This is a genomic window from Streptomyces sp. MS06 (assembly GCF_047200655.1).
Classification (GTDB): Bacteria; Actinomycetota; Actinomycetes; order Streptomycetales; family Streptomycetaceae; genus Streptomyces.
Genome location: NZ_JBJZOJ010000005.1, coordinates 34113 through 58121 on the forward strand (window position 1 = coordinate 34113; position 24009 = coordinate 58121).

The window sequence follows — 24009 nt, forward strand, 5'->3', positions numbered from 1 at the left end:
CCGGGCGGTTCGCCGCGCCGCCGTGATCGGCCCGCCGTCCGTCCGCCGGGTCACCGCGCGGCCCCCGCTCCGGCGCCCGCCGCCGTCGCCGCCGGCTCCGGGGCGGCCGGCCCTTCCGGGTCGAGGTGCGGCAGGATCCCGTCCAGCCGGCGCGGGATCCACCAGTTCGCCCTCCCCAGCAGGTACATGGCCGCCGGCACCAGCAGCAGGCGGACGACGGTGGCGTCGATGACGACGCTCACGCCGAGACCGAGGGCGAGCATCTTGACGACGACGTTCGTCGAGAGCAGGAACGCGAGGAAGACACTCGTCATGATCAGCGCCGCGCAGCTGATGACGCGGGCGGTGGCCGCCATCCCGCTCGCCACGGCCAGCCGGTTGTCCCCGCTGCGCAGCCAGCCCTCGCGGATGCGGGAGAGCAGGAACACCTCGTAGTCCATGGAGAGTCCGAAGACGATGGCGAACATCATCATCGGTACGTAGGACTCCACGGGCACCTTCTCCCCCACTCCGAGGAGGGAACCGCCCCACCCCCACTGGAAGACCGCGACGACCACCCCGTACGCGGCGGCGATCGAGCAGAGGTTGAGCACGGCGGCCTTGAGGGCCACCACCGGGCTGCGGAACACGACGAGCAGGAGCAGGAAGGCGGCGGCCACCACCACGCCGATGATCAGCGGCAGCTTCTCGGCGAGGGTGTCGGTGAAGGCCTGTGCGGAGGCGGTGACTCCGGTGACGTATCCGTTGGCGCCGGAGCCCGCCAGCGCCTGCGGGACGGTGGTGTCCTGCAGGCGGTGGATCAGGTCGGCGGTGGCCCGGTCCTGGGGGCCGGTGGCCGGGGTGACTGTACTGATCAGCAGCACGTGGTCGGGGCTGGTGACGGGTGCGGTCACGGAGGCCACGCCGGGCGTCGCGGCGAGGTCGTGCCGCAGGGTGCCCGCCAGGTCCCGGCGCTGCGCCGGGTCCGCGGTCTGCCGGCTGTCGAGCTGCACGACCACGGTGAGCGTGCCGTTCGCGCCCGGCCCGAAGCCCTCGGTGACGAGGTCGTAGGCGCGCCGGTCGGTACTGGAGACGGGCTGGCCGCCCGCGTCGACGTGGCCGAGGTGCAGGGAGGCGACCGGGGCGGCCAGCACGGCGAGGATGAGCAGCCCGCCGGCCAGGTGCAGCCACGGATGCCGGCCGACCCGGTCGGCCCACCGGTGCCAGAAGTCGGCCTCTCCGTCCGGTTCGGCGACCGGGGTGCGCACGTGCAGCCTGTCGATGCGCCGCCCCAGCAGTCCGAGCAGCGCCGGGGTGAGGGTGAGCGAGGCGGCCGCGGCGACGAGGACGGTCAGGCCCGCGGCCGCACCGAGGTTGCCGATGAAGGAGATACCCGAGACGTACAGCCCCGCCAGTGACATGGCCACCGTCGCGGCCGCGACCAGGACGGCCCGCCCGCTGGTCGCGACGGTCCGCCCCACCGCGTCCTCGGGCTCCGCACCGCGGTGCAGCAGGGCCCGGAAGCGGGTGGAGAGGAACAGCGCGTAGTCGATGCCGACGCCCAACCCCATCATCGCGGCCAGCGTCGGTGCCGCGGCCGCGAAGTCCACCGGCGCCGCGAGGACGCCCAGCCCGGCCAGCCCCACGACCAGCCCGAGGACGGCGGTCGCCAGCGGCAGGGCGGTGGCGGCGACGGAGCCGAAGCCGACCAGCAGCACCAGCACGGCCACGGCGAGCCCGATCCCCTCCGACACCCCGTCGGCCGACTTGGGAGCGGCCAGCTTGCCCAGCGGGTCGGCGTACTCGACGGTGAGGTGGTCGGCGCGCATCGGTGCGACCGCCGAGTCCACCCGTGCGACGTAGGAGCGGTCGAAGCCCGCGGGGTTGCGGTCGAACTCGACGCCGATCCTCGCGATCCCGCCGTCCGGTGAGATCGCCGCGGGCGCGGCGAGCGGGTCGGCCACCGACTGCACGTGCGGCAGCTTCCGCAGGTTCGCCACCGCCCGGTCGATCGAGGCGGCGTGGGCGTCGATCGGCCCCCGCCCGGAGTCGATCACGATCTGTGCGGCGGTGCCCGAGGTGGCTCCGTTCCCGTGCGCCCTGAGAAGGTCGGCGCCGGTCTGCGAGCCGGTGCCCGGCAGGGCGAAGTCGTCGGCGAAGGAGCCGCCCCAGCGATGGTTCGCCAGGGCGAGGCCCACCAGGAGTACCAGCCACAGGGCGAGCACCCGCCGGGCGCGCCGGGCGCACCAGCGGCCCGTGCGGTGGAGGGCTCCGGGCCGTTCGGTCGATGCGAAGGTCATGGGCGCAGCCTCACCCACCCGTGTCAGGGGATCCTTGGGCGTCTGTTCGGGGAATGTACGGGCTCCGGCGCGCCCGGCCCCGGGGGCGCCGGCACTGGTTAGCATCGGGAGGCATCAGCAGCGAGGAGGGTGCCGGTCCCCTGCCCGGCAGCGGGAGACCGTTGGCAGCGGGCGGTGGGAAGAGGTGCCGGTGACCGCAGCGGGAGGGCTCGGGTGACCGCGGCGAGAGGGCTCGTGCTGGTCGTCGAGGACGAACCGGCCATCGCGGACGTGCAGCGCCGCTATCTGGTCCGCGAGGGCTTCGGCGTGCACGTCGAAGCCGACGGAGCCGCCGGGCTGCAGGCCGCGCGGCGGATGCGGCCGGTGGCGATCGTGCTGGACATCGGCCTGCCGACGATGGACGGGATCGCCTTCTGCCGGGCCCTGCGCGACGCCGACGACTGGACGCCGGTCCTGCTGGTGACCGCGCGGGGCGAGGAGCCGGACCGGATCCTCGGCCTGGAGCTCGGCGCGGACGACTACCTCGCCAAGCCGTTCTCCCCGCGTGAGCTGGTCGCGCGGGTGAAGACCGTGCTGCGGCGCAGCGCCGGCCCGCCGGGAGCGGCGGTGGACACCCTCGGCCGGCTCAGCCTCGACCGGCGGACCCGCACCGTCCGGGTCGACGGCGCGCCGGTCGAGCTGACGGCCACCGAGTTCAACCTCCTCGCCCACCTGCTGCGCCACCCGGGCCGCGTCCACACGCGCGACCAGCTGCTCGCCCAGGTGTGGGGGTACCCCGGCTACCGCGACACCAGGATGGTCGACGTCTTCGTCTCCCAGCTCCGGGCCAAGCTCGGCGACGCCAGCCCGATCCGCACCGTGCGCGGTGTCGGCTACAGCGCCCGGGAACCCGGTACATGACCGGCGCCGGGGCCCGGAGCGGCTCCCGCCGCGGTTCCCTGGCCCGCACCCTGGTCCTGCTGACCACGGTCGTCGCCGCCCTCGCGGCGGCACTGACCGGGCTCATCGCCTGGCAGACCGCCGCGAGCGGCGCGGAGCAGCGCGAGCGGGACCAGCTGATGCGCCAGGCGACGGTCCTCAGCCGGCTGCCGGTCCTGTCGCCGCTGCTGTTCAGCGGCTCCCAGGCACTTGCCGGGCCCAACGGCGAACGACTCGCGGTCCTCGCACCCGACGGCACCGCGACGGGCACCGCGACCCCGGCGATCGGCACGGCGTCCAGGGCCGCCCTGCTCGCCGGCCGAACCGTCAGCACCACCGGCATCCTCGGTGGCCGGCGGGTCCTCCTCGTCGGCCACCCCGACGCGCGGGGCGGCGCGGTCGTGCTGACCGAGCCGTACACCGTCGTCGCCCGGGAGACCGACCGGGTGCGCCGCAACGTCGTCTGGCCGCTCGCGTTCGGCACGCTGGGCGCCGCCCTGGCCGGGGCGCTGCTGGCCCGCCGCACGGCCCGCCCGCTCGTCGCCGCGGCCCGCGCCGCGCACCGCCTCGCCGACGGCGAACGCGGCGTGCACGCGCCCGTCGGCGGTCCGCGCGAGGCGGCGGAGATCGGCGCGGCGCTCAACACGCTCGACCGGGCGCTCGCCCACAGTGAGAACCGGCAGCGCGAGTTCCTGCAGTCGGTGTCGCACGAGATGCGCACCCCGCTCACGGCGCTCCAGGGCTACGCGGAGGCGCTGGCCGACGGGCTGATCGAACCGGAGCAGTCGGCGGAGGTCGGCGGAACGCTGGCCGCGGAGACCGCGCGGCTGGACCGCTTCCTCAGCGATCTGCTGGCCCTGGCCCGGCTGGACGCGGACGACTTCCGGCTCGACATCGCACCGACCGACCTGGTCGACCTGGTCGAGCGGGCCGCCGCGTTCTGGTCCGCCCCCTGCGCCAGGCACGGCGTCGACCTGCGGATCGAGACACCGGACGCCGCACCGGGCGCCGTGGTCGTCGACACCGACGCGTTCCGGGTGCGCCAACTGCTCGACGGGCTGGTGCAGAACGCGCTGCGCGTGACGCCTCCCGACCGGCCGCTGGTCATCGCCGTCGGGACGGACCCCCGGCTGCACGCGGCCACCCTCCAGGTGCGCGACTCGGGCCCCGGCCTCACCGAGGACGACGTCCGCGTCGCCTTCGTCAGCGGAGCGCTCAACGCACGCTACCGCGAGGTCCGTCCGGTCGGCAGCGGACTCGGCCTCGCCATCGCCCACCGCCTGGCCGGGCTGCTGCACGGGAGCATCGCCGTGCAGGGCCACGGCCCCGAGGGCGGCGCCTGCTTCACCGTCACGCTCCCCGCCGGGCGGCGGCCGGACTGACGACTCCCTCGGGACCCGCCGGTGGGCCGACCAGCCGGGGCACGGGCGGGGGCACGGGCGGGGGCACGGGCGGGGGCACGGGCGAGGGCGGGGGCGGCGCAGACGTACGGCGAACCGGGCACCCCTTGAGTGCGGCCGCAGCGGGTAAGCGGATTCAGGGAGGCACAGACGATCAGTTGCCGGAAAGCCGATCTCACCGCACAGGACGAACCATGGTCATCCCGCTGAGGAACGAGGCGACGGATGGGAACGACCCTGCAGGAATGCTGCGCCGGGCCGCCGTCTGGGGCAGCGAGGGGACATCCCTCGCCGACGCCAGGGGCGCCGTACGCGACCTGCTCCTCAGGGCGGGCCACCCGCCCGACCGACGACCGAGCCAGGACGCCCAGTTGGTCGTCAGCGAACTCGTCACCAACGCGCTGCGGCACGCCCCCGGACCCGGCCGGCTCCTGCTGGAGGTCGTCCCCGGGAGCGGGTTGCTGCGGATCAGCGTCCGCGACGGCTCGCCCCGGCAGCCGCACCTGCTGGTTCCCGATCCGCACCGCATCGGGGGACACGGCCTGCACCTGATCGCCCGGATCTGCGAGCGGTTCCACACCGTCCCGCTGGACGACGGCAAGCAGGTCACCGCCGAACTGCGCCTGCCCGTGGCCTGGTAGACCTGCCGTGCGGGCGTCGTCCGCCGGCCGGCACCCGCACGGCACTCGTTCACGGTGTGGTGTGCCAGGCCGTGGCGGCGGACGCCGGCACCTCCGAGTTCCAGTCCAGCCGGAGGACGGCGAGGTCGTCGGTGTGGCGGTCCGCGTTGAGTGCGCGGGTGCGCGCGATGAGCTGGTCGAGGTGGGTTCCGGGGTCGGGCGTGCGCAGGGTGCCGATGATGTGCAGCAGGCCCTCCACGCCGAGCCGGGCGCCCGTGCCGTCCGCGAAGCCCTCTATCAGGCCGTCGGTGTAGGCGAGGAGCGCGCCGGTGGCGGGCAGGGCGAGCGTGGTGGCGGGCCACTTGCCGTGTCCCGGTGCGATACCCAGCGCGATGCCGTGCGCGGCGCTGACCTGCTCGGTGCCCTCCGGGGTGACGATGAGGGGCTCGTGGTGCCCGGCGAGGTGCAGCGTGAGGGTTGCCGCCTGCGGGTCCAGGGTGATGAGGGTGCAGGTGGTGAAGAGGTCGCTGCCCTCGCGTTCGGCTATGTGGATCTGCTCCAGCAGGTGCAGCAGGTGCTGGTCGCGGTGGCCGCCGAGCGTGAGGGCGCGCCAGGCGATGCGCAGGCACACACCGAGCGCGGCGGCATCCGGTCCGTGGCCGCTGACGTCGCCGATGACGGCGTGGACCCGGCCGTCGTCGGTCTGGACGACGTCGAGGAAGTCGCCGCCCAGCAGGGCCTGGGAGCGCCCGGGGTAGTAGCGGCTGGAGGCGGTCACGGAGGTGGAGGAGAGCAACGGCTCGGGCAGCAGGCCTCGTTCCAGGCGCGCGTTCTCCTCCGCGCGCAGGCGCCCGATCTGGAGGGCGGCGTTGGCGCGCTCGGCCTGCTTGCGCTGGACCGCGTAGCGGACCGCGCGCTGCATCAGCTCCGGTTCCACCTTGCCCTTCACCAGGTAGTCCTGGGCACCGGCGGCCAGCGCGTCCACCCCGGCCCGGGGTTCGTCCAGGCCGGTCAGGACGATGATGGCGGCGTGCGTGGTCGCCTGCATGGCCTGGACCGTCTCCACCCCGGACGCGTCGGGCAGGTGCAGGTCGAGCAGGACGCAGCCGACGGGTCCGGCGGCCAGTGCGCGGCGGGCGTCGGCGGCCGTGCGGCACCGGGTCAGGGCGTACGGCAGGTCTGTGTCGCGGAGGAGTTCCTCGACCAGCAGGGCGTCCCCGTCGTCGTCCTCCACCAGCAGCACGTCGATCCGCTCGGCGCGGCCTGCGGGGGGAGGGGTCACGTCAGTGCCTCTCTGTCCGGGGCCGCAGGCGCGGCCGCGAGGACGGGAAGGGTGAAGACCACCCGGGTGCCCGGCTGCTGCTCGGGGTCGATCGTGATGGTGCCGCCGTGGAACTCCACGACCTTCTTGCACATCGCCAGGCCGATGCCGGTACCCGGGTAGGCGTCCTTGGTGTGCAGTCGCTGGAACAGGATGAAGACCTTCTCCCGGAACTCCTCGGCGATGCCGATGCCGTTGTCGGTGACGGTGAACTCCCAGGTGCCGCCGTCGGACTCGGCGCCGATGTGGATCCGGGGCGGCCGGTCGGGGCTGCGGAACTTGACCGCGTTGGACAGCAGGTTCTGCCACAGCATGCCCAGCTGGGTCCGGTCCCCCAGGACGGTGGGGAGTTCGTCGTGCGTGATCTCGGCGCCGGACTCCTCGATGCCGATGCCGAGGTCGTCCAGGGTTGCGCGCAGCACCTCCGCCAGGTCCACGGTCCGCTGCTCGTTGTGGACGCGGCCGACGCGGGAGAAGGCCAGCAGGTCGTTGATCAGGCTCTGCATGCGGTTGGCGCCGTCGACGGCGAAGGCGATGTACTGGTCGGCCCGGTCGTCCAGTTGCCCGCCGTAGCGGCGCTGCAGGAGCTGGGTGAAACTGGACACCTTGCGCAGCGGCTCCTGCAGGTCGTGCGAGGCGACGTAGGCGAACTGCTCCAGTTCGGCGTTCGAGCGCTTCAGGTCCTCGGCCTGCTCGTCCACGAGGCTGCGCGCCGCCTCGCTGAAGCGCAGTTCCTCCACCAGCCGCAGCCGCATGGAGTCCACGTCGCCGGCCAGTTGGCGCAGGTCCGCCGGACCGGTACCGGTGAGGGAACGGTCGAAGCCGCCCTGCGCGACCTCGCGGGCGGCCGAGCCGAGCCGGTTGAGCGGACCGGTGACACCGCGCCGCAGACCCTCGAAGACGAGCATCGCGACCAGGACGATCACGGCCGCGATGACGGCGAACATCCAGTTGCGCAGGGTCACGGCGCGGTGCAGGTCGCGGGTGGCCAGGGCCCGTTCGTCGGTCAGACGGGCCTGCTGGCGGGTCAGTGAGGCGCGCAGCGCGTCGAAGGCGGCCTTGGCCTCGGCGGCCCGCGCCGTGGCGATCCTCCCGGCCTGCTCGGGGGAGGCCGCCGAGACGGGGCGCGCGAGACGGTCCTGCCAGGTGTCGGCTCGCTTCTCGACCTCGGCGAGGTCGGCGAGGGCCCGGCGGTCGCCGTCGAGGTCGGGCCGCAGCCGCGCGAGCGCCGCCTTCTCGTCGGCCAGGCCCTGCGTATAGGGCCGGAGGAAGTCCTGCCGGCCGGTCAGGATGTAACCGCGGATGCCGGTCTCCTGGTTGACCAGCGCCTCCTGCACCCGGATCGACTCGATCAGGGCCGGAGAACGCTGCTCCACGAGCAGGTCGGTGATCTGCGAGGCACGCCACATGGCCCAGCCGCCCAGCGATCCGAGGACGGCCAGGACGACCAGCGTGCCGGCCACTCCGGCCCGTAGCCAGCGACGAGTGGTCCAGCCCGCGAACGCGCCCACGGTGTCTGACGCTCTGCTAGTCATCGGGTCGGACTTCTCTCCTCTGCCGGTCGCCGGACCGCGCCGGGGCGCGCGGCAAGCACACTGTACCCACGGCCCGACAACGTATGTTGTCCCGTCACCGATCAACGCTCTAGGGTGGTGCCATGCCTGGTTCGCCACCTCCTTCCCGACCGACCGGCGGAGAGACGACCGCTCTGGTGATCCAGGTGGTGGACGAACTCGCCCGGCGGTTGACGCAGGACGGCACCCGACCGCCGGCGGAACCGGACGACACGGGCGACGAGTCCCGGCGGCGTGCTCTGCTGCGCCTTCGGGTCCTGGTCCATGTCAAGCAGGCGGTCCGCAGTCTGGAGGACCAGGCCGCCCGCAGTGCCGCCGCGAGCGGAGCCGGCTACCCCGAGATCGGCCGGGCCGTCGGCATGAGCCGCCAAGGAGCCCGGCGCCGCTGGCCCGGGCTGATCACCAACGGCGCACACCCCCACACTCATCGCCCTACACACCGGAGCCCGTGACTCATGGCCGCCGCCGCAACCCGCCCCTACGACGTGCTTCTGGTCGAGGACGATGTCGCTGACGCGATGCTCATCCAGGACGCCCTCGCCGAGCGGGGTGCCCGCAACCTCACCCAGGTCTCCGACGGCATGGAGGCCCTGGACCACCTGCGCGACCCGGGCAACGACCGGCCCGACCTGATCGTGCTGGACCTCAACATGCCGCGCATGAACGGACGGGAGTTCCTCGCGGTGGTGAAGGAGGACCCGGACCTGCGGACCATCCCGGTCGTCGTGCTGACCACCTCCGCGGCTCCGGACGACGTGACCGGCGCCTACCAGCACCACGCCAACGCCTACGTGACCAAGCCCGTCAACCTGGAGGAGTTCGAGGCGGCGGTCCGCAGCATCGATTCCTTCTACCTCGACATCGCCGTCAAGCTCCCCAGGGAGTAGGGACTTCCCCGGCCATCGACCGGGAGCGGGAGCCGGGAGCGGGAGCCGGGAGCAGGAGCCGGGAGCAGGAGCCGGGAGCAGGAGCCGGGAGCAGGAGCCGGGAGCAGGAGCCGGGAGCAGGAGCCGGGAGCAGGAGCCGGTGGCCCCGGCTCGGAACCGACTACGGTCGCCCGGCTGGCCGGGCACCGGCTCCGGCTCCGGCTCAGCGCACGGTCAGCCCGTGCCGAGCATGCCTTCACGCAGCCGGGACAGCAGGCGGGACAGCAGCCGGGAGACGTGCATCTGGGAGACGCCCAGACGTTCACCGATCTGGGCCTGGGTCAGTTCCTCCACGAACCGCCAGTGGATGATCCTGCGGTCGCGCTCGCCCAACTCCGCGATCATGGGGGCGAGGGCCTGGAAGTCCTCGACCCTGCCGAGGGCCGTGTCGTCGTCGCCGATGAAGTCGGCCAGCGCGGCCTCGCCCTCCTCGCTGCCGTTGATCGTGGCGTCCAGCGAGGCCGACGTGTAGCCGTTGGCGGCCAGTTGCGCCTCGACGACCTCGTTCTCCGCGAGGCTCATCAGCTCGGAGAGCTCCGCGGTCGTCGGCGCCCGGCCCAGCCGGCTGCGCAGTTCCTCGTTGGCACGGGCGAGTTGGACGCGGGCTTCCTGGAGGCGGCGCGGCACGTGCACGGCCCAGGAGGTGTCGCGGAAGAACCGTTTGATCTCGCCGACGATGTACGGAACGGCGAACGAGGTGAACTCGACCTCACGGGTCAGCTCGAACCGGTCGATCGCCTTGATCAGCCCGATCATGCCGACCTGGACGATGTCCTCCATCTCCTGGGGTCCCCGGGAGCGGAACCGGCCGGCCGCGTAGCGCACGAGGGACATGTTCATCTCGATCAGCGTGTTCCGCGCGTACTGGTACTCGGGGGTGCCCTCCTCCAGCACCGCCAGCTGGTCGAAGAAGGCCCTGGACAACTCCCGCGCGTCCCTCGGGGCGACCTTGGAGGGGTCGGCGATCTCCGGAACGTCCACCGTCTGCTCGGCGGTCTGCACGGTCGTCGTCGGCATCATGCACCTTTCCCGTCAGTGGGTCTCGTCCTCGCCGGCGCGTCGCCCCGGCAGACACCCGGATACCCCGGTAGGCGACCGCCATTCATCGGATGGCCCCTTCGCGACACCCCCCGCCTTCAGGTGCCTTCAGGCCGGGACGCGGGCACCTCCCGCTCGCGGAGGCGAAACGAGGCTCTCGCAGCAGGGAGGGGAAGCCGGAGCGGAGAGGAAGCCGGTTCGCCGGGGGTGGCCGCCACCGCGGCCGCTTCGGCCGCGGTGGCGGCCACCGGAATGACGAAGACGATCACAGAGCGCATCACACCCCGCGCCCTGCCAGGACGGCGCCCGCCGTGCCGGCCGCCGGGACGCGCGGCGCCCTCAGCCGCCGGGTTCGTCCGGGACTCCCCGGCCGCCGGAGGAGCGCACCTGGCCCAGGGCCGACGGCGCCTGCCCCGTCGCCTCCTGGGGTGAGCTGTAGAAGTCGTAGACGTCGCGCAGGCCGCCGTACTGGAAGACCTTGAGCATCCGGGGCGAGCGGCAGGCGATGCACAGGGAGCCCCCGTGTTCCCTGATCCTCTTGGTGATCGCCACCACGGCGCCGAGTGCGGTCGAGTCGAGGAACGGGACGAAGCACAGGTCCAGGACGAAATGCCGGTGCCCGGCGCCGATCAGCCCGGTCACCGCCTCGCGGATCCGGGGCTGGGTCGCCGCGTCGACCTCGCCGTCGACCTCGACCACGGTCCAGCCGTTCATCACGTCGTAACTGACGGCGATACGCTCGTTACGGAAGACGTTCGTGCGCATGACCACCCCTCTCTCCACAGTCGCAGGGGCCGCCTCCTTCCATTCAAGGCCTCCCTGGGGCCACCGCAAGCCCGCGGCGGCGCCGGGCGGGGGCCGGCAGCGCGCCCGCGGCGGCGCCCCGACCGCAGCCCGGGACTGATCGTCTCCCGCGGTGCATGTCTGACCTGTGCGAACCGGGGCAACCGGGGCGCTGCAGCCAGGCACCCGCCCCTGCACACCGAGGTGGGGCATGACGCAGGACCTGACCCCGCAGTACACGGTGCCCGGCCTCGGGCGCGGGGCCACCGGGCGGCTCACCGGCATGCTCCGGCTGCGTCTGCACGCGGCCGGCGATCTGCACCCGGCCCTCGAGCACGTGCGCCGGAACGTCGTCGGTCCGCACTTCATCGGATGGCCGTCCACCGGGTGATCGTCCCGCAGGTGGACCGGGTCCGGGAGACGGCCGGTGTCAGGGCGCCGTGTGGTGGGTGGTGTGTCCGGGTGTCGTGCGTTCGGTGATCCAGCGGGCGGCGAGCAGGCCGGAACCCGCGGTGAGGACGGCGGCGGCCAGGACGGTGGCGTTCAGGCCGAGGGTGTCCGCCAGGACGCCCGCGACGAGTGCGCCCACCGCGTAGCCGATGTCTCGCCAGAAGCGGTAGGTGCCGAGGGCGTTGGCCCGCCAGGCGGGGTGCGCGTGGTCGGAGACGGAGGCCATCAGGGCCGGGTACACCATGGCGGTGCCGACTCCGAGCGTGACGGCGGACAGCGTTCCGGCGAGCATCGGGCGGTCCAGCAGGGCGAGGGCGAGGACGAGTCCGGCGGCCTGCACGAGCATGCCGGCGACGATGAGGGGTTTGCGGCCGACGCGGTCGGCGAGGTGCCCGGTGGGGATCTGGCCGATGCCCCACAGGACGGGGTAGAGGCCCTTGATGAGGCCGACGGCGGCCAGGCCCAGACCGTGTTCGGTGAAGAGGAGTGGGAAGACGCCCCAGGTGAGGCCGTCGTTGAGGTTGTTGACCAGGCCTGCCTGGCTGGCGCCGCGCAGGGAGCGGTGGCGCCAGGAGGTACGGGCGAAGACGGCCCCCGGGGCGCTGCTCTCGCCGGTGGGCAGGGGCTGGGGGTGGCGGGCGAGTTCCAGGGCGACGTGGGCCGCGGTGTCGCGCACGACCAGGGCGAGGGCGAGACCGGCGGCGAGGAAGACGACACCGACGAGTTCGGGGACCGGACGCAGCCCGTGGCTGGTGGCCAGAAAGCCGGTGAGCAGGGCGGTGGCGCCGACGGCGGTGTAGCCGGCCGCCTCGTTGAGCCCGGTCGCCAGTCCGCGCCGGGCGGGCCCGACCAGGTCGATCTTCATGTTCACGGTCATCGACCAGGTCAGGCCCTGGTTGAGGCCGAGCAGGACGTTGGCCGCGACGATCCAGCCCCAGGAGGGCGCCCAGGCGAGCGCGAAGGGGACGGGCACGCCGATCAGCCAGCCCGCCACCAGGAGTTGTCTGCGGCGGAAGCGGGCGGTGAGCGCCCCGGCGGCGAGGTTGGTGAAGGCCTTGGTGAGGCCGAACACGATGATGAAGGAGAAGACCGCCAGATCGCTCGTCAGGCCGAACGTCTCGGAGCCGATGAGCGGGACGGTGGTGCGTTCCAGGCCGACGAGGCCGCCGACGCAGACGTTGACGACGAGCAGCAGGGTGAACTGCAGCCGGTTCTCCCGCAGGCCGAGGCGAACGGGGCTGCCGCCGGCACGTGCGGGCCTGCCGGGCCCGTCGGTCGGCCGGTCGGCGGCGCCGGTCCTCACGAGCGGTGGCACTGCGCGCCCTCGCCGGAGCAGGCGCCCCGCAGGTGCCGGATGTGCCGGACCGGCCGACCGCGGCGTGCGGAGTCCACGGTGCCTGCGGAGTCCACGGTGCGTGCGGAGTCCACGGTGCCTGCGGAGTCCACGGTGCCTGCGGAGTCCACGGTGCCTGCGGAGTCCACGGTGCCTGCGGAGTCCACGGTGCCTGCGGCCGCCGGCGGCCGCACGCCGGCCGGCGCCGTCCGGTGATCGTGGGAACCCGTCATGTCGTCCTTCCGGCGGCGCGGTCCTACTGCGAGCTGGGCGGGCGCCGGACGGGGAGGCCGCGGGCCGCACGCCCCCGCGCCCGGCGCCACCGGCCGGCACACCGCCGACCCACTCGGCTACAGTACTCCATGGATTATTGGAGGAACCTGTGCGGGACATCACCCGGAACGCCGCCGAGAGCGGCGCCAAGGCGGCCCTCTACGACGCGTTCGCCGCCAGCGGGAAGGCGCTGGCCAGCGGGAAGCGTCTGGAACTGCTCGACCTGCTGTCCCAGGGCGAGCGCACCGTGGACGCGCTGGCGAGGGCGGCCGGACTGAACCTGACGACCGCGTCGGCGCATCTGCAGACGCTGAAGCAGGCCGGGTTCGTCGCCACCCGCCGCGAGGGGGTGCGGATCCACTACCGGCTCGCGGGGGACGACGTCGCCCGGCTCTTCGTTCTGCTGCGCCGGGTCGCGGACCGCCACCAGGCGGCGGTCTCCTCCGCGCGGGACGCCTACCTGGGCACGGACACCGCCTCGGAGGTCTCCCAGGAGGAGCTGCGGGCCCGGGTCGAGGCGGGCCGTGTGACGGTCCTCGACGTCCGGCCCGCCGAGGAGTACCGCGCCGGGCACATCCCCGGCGCGGTCGGCATCCCTCTGGAGGAACTGGCCCAGCGCCTCGGTGAGCTGCCGGAGGACGCCGAGGTCGTGGTCTACTGCCGCGGCGCGTACTGCGCCCTCGCCCACCGGGCGGTCCGGCTGCTGGCGGCAGCGGGCCGGCGGGCGGTCCGGCTCAGCGACGGCATGCTGGAGTGGCGTCTGGCCGAGCGGCCGGTGCGCGCAGGGGACACGGCGTGAGCGGCGGCCTCCCCCGGGATCCGCGCGCCCGCCCCGTCCGCCCGCGGGTCCGGGACTCCGGAGCCGCGGCCCCGGCCCCGCCGCGGCCGGCCGTCCCGCTCCGGGCCGGTCCACGTCCGCCCCGTTCCTGACGCAGCCCCGCCCCCGACCGCACCTCGTCCGTCCGCGCCGTCCCACCAGCCCCCGGAGCACCATGACCAGCGCCGCAGCCACCCGTGCGAAGGCATCCATACCGGTACCCGACCCGGCGCAACGCCACATCCTGCGCGTACTGGTCGCCTCCCAACTGCTCAGCGGTGCGGGCCTGGCCGCCGGCGTCGTCGTGGGCGCCCTGCTCGCCCAGGACATGCTCGGCACCACGGGCCTGGCCGGACTGCCCAGCGCCCTGCTCACGGCCGGTTCGGCGTTCACCGCCGTCGTCGTCGGCCGGGTCTCCCAGTCCCGGGGCCGCCGCACCGGTCTGGCCGCCGGATACCTCACCGGCGCCGTCGGATCGGCAGGCGTCCTCACCGCCGCCGTCCTCGGCAGCCCGGTGCTGCTGTTCGTCGCCCTGTTCGTCTACGGGGCGGGCTCGGCGACCAACCTCCAGGCCCGCTACGCCGGGGCCGATCTCGCCCGACCCGGCCACCGGGCGCGAGCCGTCTCCACCGTGCTCGTCGCCACCACGCTCGGCGGCGTCGCCGGCCCGAACCTCGCCGCACCGACCGGCGTCCTCGCCGAACACCTGGGCATCCCGGCTCTCGCCGGGCCCTTCCTCCTGTCCGGGGCGGCCTACGGCCTCGCCGCACTCGTCCTCGCCCTCCGGCTGCGTCCCGATCCGCTGCTCACGGCACGCGCACGCGCGCAGGCCGCGCCGCCCCCGGCCGCCGGCCCGGCGGCGGACGCCACCGGCGCCCGGCGCGCTCCGGGCGGTGTGGTCCTCGGCGCGCTGGTCATGGTCCTCAGCCAGCTCGTCATGGTCGCGGTCATGACGATGACGCCGGTGCAGATGCACGACCACGGCCACTCCACCGCCGCCTCCGGTGCCGTCATCGCCTGCCACATCGGCGCCATGTACCTGCCCTCGCCGTTGACCGGCTGGCTCGTCGACCGGTACGGCGGCCTCAGGATCGCGGCCGCTTCCGGGACCACCCTGCTCGCCTCCGGCATCCTCGGCGCGGCAGCCCCCGGCGACTCGGTGGGACTGCTCGCCCTGGCGCTCGCGCTCCTCGGCCTCGGCTGGAACCTCGGCCTGGTGTCCGGCACCGCGATCATCACCGACCGCGTCCCGCTCGCCACCCGCGCCCGGACCCAGGGCGTGGTCGACGTCTCCGTCGCCGTCGCCGGTGCCACCGGCGGGATGGCCTCCGGCATCGTGGTCGCCGCCGCCGGCTACCCCGCCCTCGCCCTCGCCTGCGGCGCCCTCGCCCTGGCCCTGCTGCCCGCGATCGCCGCCACCGCGTACCGGCAGCGGGCCCGGGGCGCGTCGCGGAGTTAGCGTCGCCCGTCCGCCCGGGCGGGTCCACCATCCGGCGGCCGTGAAAGGGCCCCGGGGGGCGGTCCCGGACCGGGGCGCGTCCGGGTACGGGGTCGTCGCGGACTCCGCGTGCCGCGGTCCTCGTCAGGCCTTGTGCTGCATGTCGCGGCGCGCGGGGTTGCCCTGTTCGGCCGCCTTGGGGTCCTTCTCGTCGGACTTGGCCCGCACGCCCTCCTCGATGCGCTTGCCGATGCCCTCGTCGATGTGGGTCCAGTAGGCGAAGGCGCGTGCGAGGACGGGCTCGGTGACACCGTTGAGGAGGTGCCCGACGACGTTGTCGACCAGGCGGTCGCGTGCGGCGTCGTCGAGGACCTCGCGCACCATGGTGCCCGCCTGCCCCCAGTCGTCGTCCTCGGCGTGGTCGACGTAGGCCGCGCGGGTGATCTCGCCGTCGGCCTCCCAGCCGGGCGTCCTTCCCCAGCGGTCGGCGTCGGCCGCGGGGCCGCCCTTGGAGTTGGGCGCGTACACCGGGTCGGTCGTCCTGCGGTAGGCCATCGCGCCGTCCTTGGAGTACGTGTGGACGTCGACGACGGGCGCGTTCACCGGGAGCTGCTGGTAGTTGCCGCCGATGCGGTGGCGGTGGGCGTCCGCGTAGGAGAACAGCCTGGCCAGCAGCATGCGGTCCGGGCTGGGCCCGATACCGGGCACCAGGTTGTTGGGCTGGAAGGCCGCCTGCTCGATCTCGGCGTGGTTGTCGGTCGGGTTGCGGTCGAGCGTCATCCGTCCGACCGGGATGAGCGGGTAGTCGCCGTGCGGCCACACCTTGGTCAGGTCGAACGGGTTGAAGCGGTAGCCCGCCGCGTCCTCGTACGGCATGACCTGCACGTGGAGAGTCCAGCTGGGGAACTCCCCGTCGCGGATGTGCTCGAAGAGGTCGCGGGTGTGGTAGTCGGTGTCGGCCGCGGCCATCTGGTCGGCCTCGTGCTGGGTGAAGCACTCGATGCCCTGGTCGGTCTTGAAGTGGTACTTCACCCAGAACCGCTCGCCCTGCGCGTTGATCCACATGTAGGTGTGGGAGGAGTAGCCGTTCATGTGGCGCCAGGTGCGGGGGATGCCGCGGTCGCCCATCAGCCAGGTGACCTGGTGGGCGGATTCCGGGGACAGGGTCCAGAAGTCCCACTGCATGTCGTGGTCGCGCAGGTTGTTGTCCGCGCGGCGCTTCTGCGACCGGATGAAGTGCTGGAACTTCATCGGGTCCTTCATGAAGAACACCGGCGTGTTGTTGCCGACCATGTCGTAGTTGCCTTCGCTGGTGTAGAACTTCACCGCGAAGCCACGCGGGTCGCGCCAGGTGTCCGGGCTGCCGCGCTCGCCGGCCACCGTGGAGAAGCGGATCACCAGGTCTGTCCGGGTGCCCGGCTGGAAGACGGCCGCCCTGGTGTACGCGCTGACGTCCTCGGTCACCTCGAAGCGGCCGAAGGCCCCGCTGCCCTTGGCATGCGGCTGGCGTTCCGGGATGCGTTCCCGGTTGAACTGCGCCATCTGCTCGATGAGGTAGGCGTCCTGCAGCAGGACGGGCCCACCGGGGCCGACGGTGAGCGAATGCTCGTCGCTCTCCGCCGGGGCGCCCGAGTCGGTGGTGGTGGCGGGTCGGATCTCGGTCATGCCTCTGCCTTTCGTCACGCGGCCGCGACGGACGGGCCGCCTCCGCCACCGGGCCGGAAGGCCGACCCGGGCCGGAGCCGTCCGCCCGGACCCCTGTGCCGCACGGACGCGCCGGAGCGGCCCGCTGCCGGTCCTCCGGCACCGTGCGGCCGTGCCCTGGCCGCGTGACCCCGGACGGCCGCACCAAACACCGGTTGCGGCGCGAAAAGCCCGTATCGCGGAAATCCTCCTCACCACACCGGTACACCTGCGGCGGGCTTCCCGCCCCTCCCGGGGACCGTTGGTGTGAATCGACGGCGCCGCCGCCGCGGTCCGGCATGCGCGAGCAGCCGGATCGCACTTCACTGAGGTGACGGCCGAGCGGGCCCGGTACCGGCGGGGAGGTGGCGCGGACCGCCCACGCCCCCGCGGAACCGGTGCACACCGGCCGGACCTGACCGGCCGGCAGGCCGGACCGGCCCGCGATCCGACGATCCGCTACGGAGCGACCTTGACCAGCGCCGAGCCCTCCCCGGGGGCCGAGGACCCGACGCCCGACGGCGCGCCCGCGGCGCGCGAGGTCCTGCACAGGCCCGGCTACCGGCGCCTGCTGCTGCTCTGCCTCCTGCTCGGCGTGCTGATCGCGCTGGCCAGCTTCTTCTTCGTCAGTCTGCAGCACGGCGTGCAGCGCGGAGTGTGGGAGGCGCTGCCGGAGGCCGTCGGCTACGACCGGGCGCCCTGGTGGTGGCCGATGCCCGCGCTGCTCCTCGCCGGGTTGATCGCCGCGCCGATCATCACCCGGCTTCCGGGCGGCGGCGGGCATCTTCCGGTGAACGGCCTGGGCGGCCCGTCCCTGGGCCCCGAGGCGCTGCCCGGCGTGGTCGTGTCCGCGCTGACCACCCTCCCGCTCGGAGTCGTCCTCGGCCCGGAGGCGCCGCTGATGGCGTTGGGCAGCGGCCTGGCGCTGCTCGCCGCCCGGGCGATGCGGCAGGCACCGGACTCGCAGGCCGGCAAGCTGCTCGGCGCCGCCGGATCGACCGCGGCCATCTCCACCATTCTGGGCGGTCCGGTGACGGCCGCCGTGCTGGTCGTCGAGGGCGCCGGGTTCGGCGGCAGCCGGCTCGTCATGCTGCTGCTGCCCTGCCTGCTGACCAGCGCCGCCGGAGCGGTGGTGTTCACCGGGTTCGGTCACTGGACCGGCCTGTCGATCGGCGCGCTGACGCTGCCCGAGCTGCCGCCGAACGTCCTGCCCGACGCGGGTGACTTCCTGTGGGGGGTTCCCGCCTCCGCACTCATCGCGGTTCTCGTCGCCGGGGCCCGGTCGCTGGGCCGGCGCACCGCCCGCGCCACGCGTGAGCACACGGCCGTGCGCACCGTCGGTGTCGCCCTGGCCGTCGGGGGCTGCCTCACCGCGTACGCCCTGCTGACCGGCCGCAACCCCGAGGAGGCCGCACTGTCCGGGCAGAAGACGCTCGCCCAGCTTGCCGGGCACCCGGGCACCTGGTCGATCGCCGCGCTCGTCGCGCTGGTGGCGTGCAAGGGACTCGCCTGGTCGCTGTGTCTGGGCGCACTGCGCGGCGGACCCATCTTTCCCGCGACTCTGCTCGGCGCGGCGGTCGGCATCGCCTGCTCGGGGCTGCCCGGGCTGGGGACGACGCCGGGCCTCGCCCTCGGGATCGCCGCGGGCGCAACGGTGATCACCGGGCTGCCGCTGAGCAGCTCGGTCCTGACCGTGCTGCTGCTCGGGTCCGACGCGCACGAGCAGATGCCGCTGATCGTCACGGCGTCCGTGGTCGCCTTCGTCACCGCCCAGCTTCTGCCGCAGCGCGACACCGGCGACCGGACCGGCGCCGCACGCCCCTGACGGGAAGGCGGAAGCGGGGCGGGGCGAGAGGAGCGGCCGGCCCGGGGGCGGGAGGAAGGACGGAGGAGCCGGACGCAGGGCAGGCGGTAACCGAAGGCCGGACGCAGGGCAGGCGGTAACCGAAGGCCGGACGCAAGGTGGGCGCTGGTCGGGGGGATCAGGCGGAGGCGGTGCTGTCCGGGGGGTGGTCCGCCGGCGGGGACGCGACGCCGGCCTCGGGTTGCACCGCCAGGAACTCGGCCACGGCCAGCAGGAAGAGCAGGCACAGCGTGATGCCGACGACCACCCAGCCGGTCGGGTGCGACCAGAACAGGTAGACGAGCAGTGACCCGGCGACCAGCACCCAGGCGATCCAGGTGTGGTAGCGGCGGACGAAGGGGCCGACCGGCCCGGTGCGCAGGCCCGCCCGGTCCGCGGTGCCCCGGACCGCCACGATTCCGGAGTCCCACAGCCCGCGGACCAGCCCCGCGTGCCGACCGGTCCCGGTGAGCCAGGCTCCCAGGGCCACGACGACGCCGAGCGCGACGACCACCCGCACCGAGGTGTGCAGGAAGCGCGTCAGGGTGTCGTAGACGGCGCCGGCCGCGTCCTGGGAGACGTCGGCCGGAAGGCGGTCGAGGTAGACGATGCGGAAGACGCGCAGGCCGATACCGAGCGCCAGTACGGCGACGGCGACGCCGAGGCTCCCGGCGACCAGGGCACGCCGCCGGCGCACCGCGAGCATTACTCCGGCGGCGATCAGCAGCACGGCGATCACCGGCAGCCAGTCGCCCGCGAACTGCAGCAGCCGGACGTAGGTCCTGACCTTGGCCACGTTCTCGGATCTGACCAGGGTGAACTGGGTGTGCACCTCCGGGATGCGGTCCGCGACGGTCAGTCCGGCGTCGACCAGGCGCTGCTTCACGTTCTCGATGACGGGCGCCAGGTCGAGGGTGACGGTGTCGTCCTCGAGGACGACCGCGCCGCCGCCGCTTCCGGTGAGTGCCTTGTCCACGGCGCTGTGCACTCTGCGGTTGGCTTCGATCCACACGGTCCGGAAGGCGTCGGAGGCGACCACCGCGCGGGTCCGCTCGCGGACGAAGCTGCGGAGCGCCCCTTCGAGGGAGTCGCCGAGCGGGCCGAGCGCCTTCTCCAGGAGGGGCCGGTCCGCCGGTGCCACACCGGAGAGCAGGGTGGACAGGTCGATCCGTGCCATCAGCGCGTCGGTCACCCGCGCCGCCACCGCGTCCTGGACGTCGGGGTTCGAGGCCAGCGGGGCGACCGTGTCCACGTAGCGGTCGGTGTCGCCGACCACGTCGGAAGCCCAGGAGGCGACCACCGCGAGCGGGGCGAGCAGACAGCCGATCGTGATCAGCACCGCGGCGAGGAAGGACCTCCCGCGGTGCCGGGGCGGCCGCGCCCGGGCACTCTCCAGTGCCGCGACCCGGGCGCGGAGTTCACGGAGTTCGACTTCCGCGGACGACTCGGTCCCGTCGTGCCGTCCCGCCCCGTCGTCTCCGAGCGCGCCGCCGTCCGCCACGCCTGCCTCCCGATTGATCCGGTCGCTGGATGACAGCCGACCGCGTCCGGCGCGAGGTGGCGACCAGGGACGGTCCGTTCGGGTCACCGGTCCCCCGGACCTCGTCCCCCGTCGCCCGGATCACCCCCTTCCCGGCCGGTGTTCCCTCTCCCGGCGCGCCCTCGGTGCGGCGGGGAGTGTTCACACGGGCGACCCGCACCGGGTCTCCCGGGCAGCCGGCCCGTCCGACGCTCGAATCCCCCGGTCCAGTGCCGGGCGACGAGCGAGGAGAGCGATGGGCCTGCCGGGCGGGACGGGGCGGGCGGAGGCAGGCCGGACGGGTGCTGCCGGTGCGGGGCGAGCGGGTGCCGGCGCCGGGGCGGAGCCGCGCCGGGCGCGGGTGGCGGGTTGCGCCGTCCGGGTGCCGGGTGCCGGTCGTGTCAGTCGCGCCCGCTGCTGCTGAGTACCACGGCGGCCAGCGCGGTGCGCGAGGTCACCCCGAGTTTGCGGTACGACTTGGCGAGGTGGGCCTCGACCGTGCGCGGGCTCAGATGGAGTTGCTCCGCGACGTCCCGGGTACGGGCGCCGGTGGCGACCAGGTCGCAGATCTGCCGTTCCCGGGCGGTGAGCGCGTGCAGGGAGCGTCCGGCCCCCTCGGCGGGGAAGCCGGCGAGCCGGGCGGCCGCCTCCTCCTGCAGCCTCAGGGACCCGGTCTGAACGCCGAGGGCGGCCGCGGAGCGCAGCCAGGACTCCCCCTGGGCGGTGCCGGCGAAGGAGCTCTGCACCGGTGCGCCGAGGATCAGCGTCCACGCCTGCTGCACGGGTCGCCCCGCGGTCTGGAACAGTTCGGCCGAGGAGCGCAGCAGCGCGGTGCCCTGCCTGGTGCGTCCGTCCGCCGCCCGCACCAGGCCCAGGGCGCGCTGGGCGAAGGCGCGTTGCGCGGGCTGCGCCAGCCGTTCCGCCTGCTCGACGGCGCGTGCGGCCCACTCGCGGGCCGCGTCGGTGTCGCGGGTGACCATGGCCGCCCCGGACAGCAGCGAGAACAGCATCGGCCGCAGGGCGGCCTGCATGGCGGGCAGTTCCGGTCCACCGCCGGCGGTGAGCAGCGTGGTGATGCACTCCTGGGCCCGGCCGTCCATCAACTGCGCCTGTCCGAGCAGGCCCGCGGCGCTGCGGTGCCACCAGCTTCCGGGTTCGGTGTCCGGGGCCGTCATCGATTGCTCGACCAGCGCGACGACGGGGGCCGCGCCGCGTCGGCCGCCCTGCCACACGGCGATGACGGCCTGCTGGGCGAGGGCCATGCGCAGCATGTCGCCGCTGCCGAGCCGCCGCGCGCACTGCACGGACTCCTCGGTGGCCCGTCGGGCGTCCGCGAGCGCGCCGGACCACAGGTGGAGGCAGCCGAGCCCGAGCAGCAGGTGGAACAGTACGGGCAGGTGCCCGGCCCGGCGGGTCAGGTCGACTCCGCGGCGCAGGTGCCGGGCGGCGTCGGCGGACCGGCCGGTCAGCAGCTCGCCCCAGGCGAGCTGGGCCAGGCACTCCGGGTCCCGGAGGATTCCGGTGTCCGGGAGGGCGTCCAGGAGCAGCCGGGCCCGGGACAGGGCGTCGCCGGCCGCTTGGGTCCGCCCCAGGTACACGTTGCCGAAACCGGTGAGGGCCCGTGCTCCGGCCTCGATCAGCCGGTCCCCGTCCCGCACCGCCGCCCGGGTCACCGCTTCCACGGCCGGCAGCGCGTCCTGGAAGGCCCCGCGCATCAGGGCGACGGTGCCGAGCTCCAGGTGCAGGGGGGCGGTGCGCGGGGTCACGGTGCCGCCGTTCTCGGCCAGGGCCTGCCGCAGCATGGCGTCGGCCTCCGCGTACCGGCCGAGCATGCGTTCGGTGCGGGCGCACAGGGCGATGGTGGCGGGGTCCGGGGCGCGGTCCGCGCCGGTCTCGCAGAGCACGTCGTGCAGCAGGGCGCGGCTCTCGGCGGACCGGCCGGAGACGGCCAGCGCGCGGGTCAGTTCCAGGCGGAGCCGGTGACGGTACGTCGAGGTCGACGGCGTGTCGGGCAGGGCCCGCAGAGCGGCCCGCAGCCAGCGGACGGCGGTGGCCGGGGCGCTGTCCCGGGCCTGGAAGGCGGCCGACTCCAGCACACCGAGGACGGCCGGGTCGTCGTCGCCCAGGCAGTGTTCGGCGTGCGGGGCGCGGTCGGCGGCGGGGGCGCCGCGGCGGGTGAGTTCCGTGTACGCCCGGCGGTGGGCCGCCCGTCGCGTCACCGGGTCGGTGTCGGTGTGGACGAGCCGGCGCAGGACCGGGTGGCGGAACTCGAAGAGCGTGTCGTCGTCCAGGGGCCGCACCAGGTCCCGGGCGGCGAGCACGGCCACCGCGCGGAGCGTGGTGTCGGCCGGGAGGTCGGCGACCGCGGCCAGGGGTTCCAGCGCGAAGCGGTCGCCGAGCACCGCCGCCGCCGAGGCCACCCGGCGGGCCGCGGGCTCCAGCACGGCCACCTCGCCCAGCAGCAGCGCGGCGAGCCGGTCCAAGATCCCGTGGCCTGCGGTGTCGGCGGCCGGGATCGGCGCTTCGTCGGCGGAGGCGGCCTCGGAGAGAGTTCCGGAGAACGCGCCGGAGAACGCGCCGGAGAATGCGCCGGGAAAGGCTCCTGGGGGGACTTCGGAGACGGCCTCGGGCGACGCTTCCGGTAAGGCCTCGGCGATCGGGTGGGGCGCGACGGTACCCGGTACGCCCTCGGGGGTTCCGGAGGCTCCGGTCGCGCGGCGGACGAGGGGCCGGCCCGGTGCCTCGGCGAACCGCCGGGCATGGGTGGAGCCGGGCAGGGCCAGAGCGATGAGGAACAGTGGATTGCCGCCGCTGTCGCGGTGCAGCAGGTCCCCGTCCGCCGGGCGCCCGAGCCGTGCGGCCAGATCGGTGCTGTCCTGGCGGGACAGCGGGCCGATCGGCAGGGATTCCACGGCGCCGGTCTCCTCGCCGTGCGCGAGGGCCGCGAGCAGGCGCGGCGAGGTCTGGCGCGGGCGGTGCACCACCACCAGCAGGACCGGGCCTCCGGGCTGGTGCCGGATCAGGTGGCAGGCCTGCTCGACCGCCTCGGGATCCGCCCAGTGCATGTCGTCGAGGAGCAGCACCAGCGGCCGCTCCCGGGACCAGCGGGTCAGCACCTCGCGCAGCCCGGCGTGCAGCCGCAGGTGCTGGGGACCGCTCGGGGCGGCGGGAACCGAGGTGTCCGCGGCACCGGGAGCGGACGCGGCACGGGTGCCCGGGGCAGGGCCGGTTCCCGCTACGGGAGCGGTTCCCGGGGCGGGAGCGGTTCCCGGGGCGGGGCCGGCGGGTTCGGATGCGGTACCAGTACCGGCACCCGAAGTGGAAGCGGTACCGGAACCGGGTGCGGGCCCGGTACCGGATGCCGGGCAGGCGTCGGGCAGGGGGCCCGTCTCCGGTGCGCGGCCGGGGACGGGCAGCAGTGCGTGCACCACGTCCGGTGGCAGGGCGTCGCGGTCCGCCGCCAGGGCGTCGGCGAGGGCGTCCGCAAGGACCTGCAGGGGCGGGGAGGACGCGTCCGACTCCGCGGCCCGGCCGGTGAGGACCCGCACACCCCGGCCGCGGGCGCGTGCCGCCAGCTCGGCGGCGAGGCGGGTCTTGCCGATGCCGGGATCGCCCCTGATGCCGAGTACCTGCCCTTCACCGATGAGGAGCCTGTCCAACAGGTGCTCAAAACGGGCGAGTTCGTAACGTCTGCCTATCAACTCGGTCATTCCCGAGCCCTGTTCGGACTGGCCTGTCATGCCGTCGTGCTCCCGTCCCCCAAGGCGCCGACGAGCCGCCCGGCCGCCACGACC

Annotated in this window: 19 protein-coding genes; 9 read left to right on the plus strand and 10 right to left on the minus strand. The window is 74.3% G+C overall.

The genetic code is table 11. The annotated features are described in order from the left end of the window. Positions 1-50 precede the first annotated feature (50 nt). Positions 51-2279, minus strand: a complete 2229-nt coding sequence (locus tag ACL02U_RS04000) for an MMPL family transporter (protein WP_412789201.1) — start codon at positions 2277-2279, stop codon at positions 51-53. A gap of 213 nt (positions 2280-2492) precedes the next feature. Here ACL02U_RS04000 and ACL02U_RS04005 point away from each other — a divergent pair, with 213 nt between their 5' ends. From ACL02U_RS04005 to ACL02U_RS04015, 3 genes are all read left to right on the plus strand, one after another. Continuing rightward, positions 2493-3179: a response regulator transcription factor gene (locus ACL02U_RS04005; RefSeq protein ID WP_412789202.1), complete on the plus strand. Its 687-nt coding sequence runs from the start codon at positions 2493-2495 to the stop codon at positions 3177-3179. Continuing rightward, positions 3176-4579, plus strand: a complete 1404-nt coding sequence (locus tag ACL02U_RS04010) for a sensor histidine kinase (protein ID WP_412789203.1) — start codon at positions 3176-3178, stop codon at positions 4577-4579. Before ACL02U_RS04005 ends, ACL02U_RS04010 begins: the two co-directional genes overlap by 4 nt. A gap of 212 nt (positions 4580-4791) precedes the next feature. Then, positions 4792-5238, plus strand: coding sequence for an ATP-binding protein (locus tag ACL02U_RS04015; RefSeq protein WP_412789204.1), 447 nt, complete (start codon positions 4792-4794; stop codon positions 5236-5238). 49 nt (positions 5239-5287) lie between these two features. On the opposite strand, the gene ACL02U_RS04020 is transcribed toward ACL02U_RS04015, so the two are convergent. Continuing rightward, complete coding sequence (locus ACL02U_RS04020) at positions 5288-6499, minus strand: PP2C family protein-serine/threonine phosphatase (RefSeq protein ID WP_412789205.1); 1212 nt, start codon at positions 6497-6499, stop codon at positions 5288-5290. Further along, complete coding sequence (locus tag ACL02U_RS04025) at positions 6496-8073, minus strand: sensor histidine kinase (RefSeq protein WP_412789206.1); 1578 nt, start codon at positions 8071-8073, stop codon at positions 6496-6498. Before ACL02U_RS04025 ends, ACL02U_RS04020 begins: the two co-directional genes overlap by 4 nt. Positions 8074-8195: 122 nt before the next feature. Here ACL02U_RS04025 and ACL02U_RS04030 point away from each other — a divergent pair, with 122 nt between their 5' ends. Continuing rightward, positions 8196-8564 carry a hypothetical protein gene (locus ACL02U_RS04030; protein WP_412789207.1) on the plus strand — a complete coding sequence of 123 codons (369 nt, stop codon included), beginning with the start codon at positions 8196-8198 and terminating at the stop codon, positions 8562-8564. A 3-nt stretch (positions 8565-8567) separates the two neighbouring features. Beyond that, on the plus strand, positions 8568-8999 hold the full coding sequence (locus tag ACL02U_RS04035) for a response regulator (protein WP_412789208.1): 432 nt from the start codon (positions 8568-8570) through the stop codon (positions 8997-8999). 213 nt (positions 9000-9212) lie between these two features. Here the strand turns inward: ACL02U_RS04035 and ACL02U_RS04040 are convergent, their stop codons facing one another. Both ACL02U_RS04040 and ACL02U_RS04045 read right to left on the minus strand, forming a co-directional pair. Continuing rightward, positions 9213-10058 carry a SigB/SigF/SigG family RNA polymerase sigma factor gene (locus ACL02U_RS04040; protein ID WP_412789209.1) on the minus strand — a complete coding sequence of 282 codons (846 nt, stop codon included), beginning with the start codon at positions 10056-10058 and terminating at the stop codon, positions 9213-9215. A 357-nt stretch (positions 10059-10415) separates the two neighbouring features. Next, entirely contained in the window at positions 10416-10841 is a 426-nt protein-coding gene (locus tag ACL02U_RS04045; RefSeq protein ID WP_412789210.1) for an STAS domain-containing protein, read from the minus strand. A 229-nt stretch (positions 10842-11070) separates the two neighbouring features. Here ACL02U_RS04045 and ACL02U_RS04050 point away from each other — a divergent pair, with 229 nt between their 5' ends. After that, a complete protein-coding gene (locus tag ACL02U_RS04050; RefSeq protein ID WP_412789211.1) occupies positions 11071-11250 on the plus strand; it encodes a hypothetical protein in 180 nt (59 codons plus the stop codon). Positions 11251-11289: 39 nt separating this feature from the next. Here ACL02U_RS04050 and ACL02U_RS04055 read toward each other — a convergent pair whose 3' ends face one another. Together ACL02U_RS04055 and ACL02U_RS04060 are read right to left on the minus strand one after the other, a co-directional pair. Continuing rightward, positions 11290-12624 (minus strand): MFS transporter, encoded by a 1335-nt coding sequence (locus ACL02U_RS04055; RefSeq protein ID WP_412789212.1) that lies wholly within the window; start codon positions 12622-12624, stop codon positions 11290-11292. Further along, positions 12609-12875, minus strand: coding sequence for a hypothetical protein (locus tag ACL02U_RS04060; protein ID WP_412789213.1), 267 nt, complete (start codon positions 12873-12875; stop codon positions 12609-12611). The genes ACL02U_RS04055 and ACL02U_RS04060 overlap by 16 nt, the downstream gene beginning before the upstream one ends. 137 nt (positions 12876-13012) lie before the next feature. Between ACL02U_RS04060 and ACL02U_RS04065 the strand changes: the two genes are divergently transcribed. Both ACL02U_RS04065 and ACL02U_RS04070 read left to right on the plus strand, forming a co-directional pair. Continuing rightward, on the plus strand, positions 13013-13714 hold the full coding sequence (locus tag ACL02U_RS04065; RefSeq protein WP_412789214.1) for an ArsR/SmtB family transcription factor: 702 nt from the start codon (positions 13013-13015) through the stop codon (positions 13712-13714). 193 nt (positions 13715-13907) lie between these two features. After that, a complete protein-coding gene (locus tag ACL02U_RS04070; protein ID WP_412789215.1) occupies positions 13908-15191 on the plus strand; it encodes an MFS transporter in 1284 nt (427 codons plus the stop codon). A 123-nt stretch (positions 15192-15314) separates the two neighbouring features. On the opposite strand, the gene ACL02U_RS04075 is transcribed toward ACL02U_RS04070, so the two are convergent. Beyond that, positions 15315-16835, minus strand: a complete 1521-nt coding sequence (locus tag ACL02U_RS04075; RefSeq protein WP_412789216.1) for a catalase — start codon at positions 16833-16835, stop codon at positions 15315-15317. Between the two features lie 490 nt (positions 16836-17325). On the opposite strand from ACL02U_RS04075, the gene ACL02U_RS04080 reads away from it, so the two are divergent. Further along, positions 17326-18678, plus strand: coding sequence for a chloride channel protein (locus tag ACL02U_RS04080; protein ID WP_412789217.1), 1353 nt, complete (start codon positions 17326-17328; stop codon positions 18676-18678). A gap of 157 nt (positions 18679-18835) precedes the next feature. On the opposite strand, the gene ACL02U_RS04085 is transcribed toward ACL02U_RS04080, so the two are convergent. Together ACL02U_RS04085 and ACL02U_RS04090 are read right to left on the minus strand one after the other, a co-directional pair. Then, positions 18836-20197 (minus strand): hypothetical protein, encoded by a 1362-nt coding sequence (locus ACL02U_RS04085; protein ID WP_412789218.1) that lies wholly within the window; start codon positions 20195-20197, stop codon positions 18836-18838. Positions 20198-20616: 419 nt separating this feature from the next. Beyond that, entirely contained in the window at positions 20617-23955 is a 3339-nt protein-coding gene (locus tag ACL02U_RS04090; protein WP_412789219.1) for an AAA family ATPase, read from the minus strand. Positions 23956-24009: the final 54 nt, after the last annotated feature.

What these genes read in the sequence shown, in the direction of transcription:
- ACL02U_RS04000 (WP_412789201.1), bottom strand. Translation starts at nt 2,279, where the DNA reads ATGACCTTCGCATCGACCGAACGGCCCGGAGCCCTCCACCGCACGGGC.
- ACL02U_RS04010 (WP_412789203.1), top strand. Translation starts at nt 3,176, where the DNA reads ATGACCGGCGCCGGGGCCCGGAGCGGCTCCCGCCGCGGTTCCCTGGCC.
- ACL02U_RS04015 (WP_412789204.1), top strand. Translation starts at nt 4,792, where the DNA reads ATGGTCATCCCGCTGAGGAACGAGGCGACGGATGGGAACGACCCTGCA.
- ACL02U_RS04025 (WP_412789206.1), bottom strand. Translation starts at nt 8,073, where the DNA reads ATGACTAGCAGAGCGTCAGACACCGTGGGCGCGTTCGCGGGCTGGACC.
- ACL02U_RS04030 (WP_412789207.1), top strand. Translation starts at nt 8,196, where the DNA reads ATGCCTGGTTCGCCACCTCCTTCCCGACCGACCGGCGGAGAGACGACC.
- ACL02U_RS04035 (WP_412789208.1), top strand. Translation starts at nt 8,568, where the DNA reads ATGGCCGCCGCCGCAACCCGCCCCTACGACGTGCTTCTGGTCGAGGAC.
- ACL02U_RS04040 (WP_412789209.1), bottom strand. Translation starts at nt 10,058, where the DNA reads ATGATGCCGACGACGACCGTGCAGACCGCCGAGCAGACGGTGGACGTT.
- ACL02U_RS04045 (WP_412789210.1), bottom strand. Translation starts at nt 10,841, where the DNA reads ATGCGCACGAACGTCTTCCGTAACGAGCGTATCGCCGTCAGTTACGAC.
- ACL02U_RS04050 (WP_412789211.1), top strand. Translation starts at nt 11,071, where the DNA reads ATGACGCAGGACCTGACCCCGCAGTACACGGTGCCCGGCCTCGGGCGC.
- ACL02U_RS04060 (WP_412789213.1), bottom strand. Translation starts at nt 12,875, where the DNA reads ATGACGGGTTCCCACGATCACCGGACGGCGCCGGCCGGCGTGCGGCCG.
- ACL02U_RS04070 (WP_412789215.1), top strand. Translation starts at nt 13,908, where the DNA reads ATGACCAGCGCCGCAGCCACCCGTGCGAAGGCATCCATACCGGTACCC.
- ACL02U_RS04075 (WP_412789216.1), bottom strand. Translation starts at nt 16,835, where the DNA reads ATGACCGAGATCCGACCCGCCACCACCACCGACTCGGGCGCCCCGGCG.
- ACL02U_RS04090 (WP_412789219.1), bottom strand. Translation starts at nt 23,955, where the DNA reads ATGACAGGCCAGTCCGAACAGGGCTCGGGAATGACCGAGTTGATAGGC.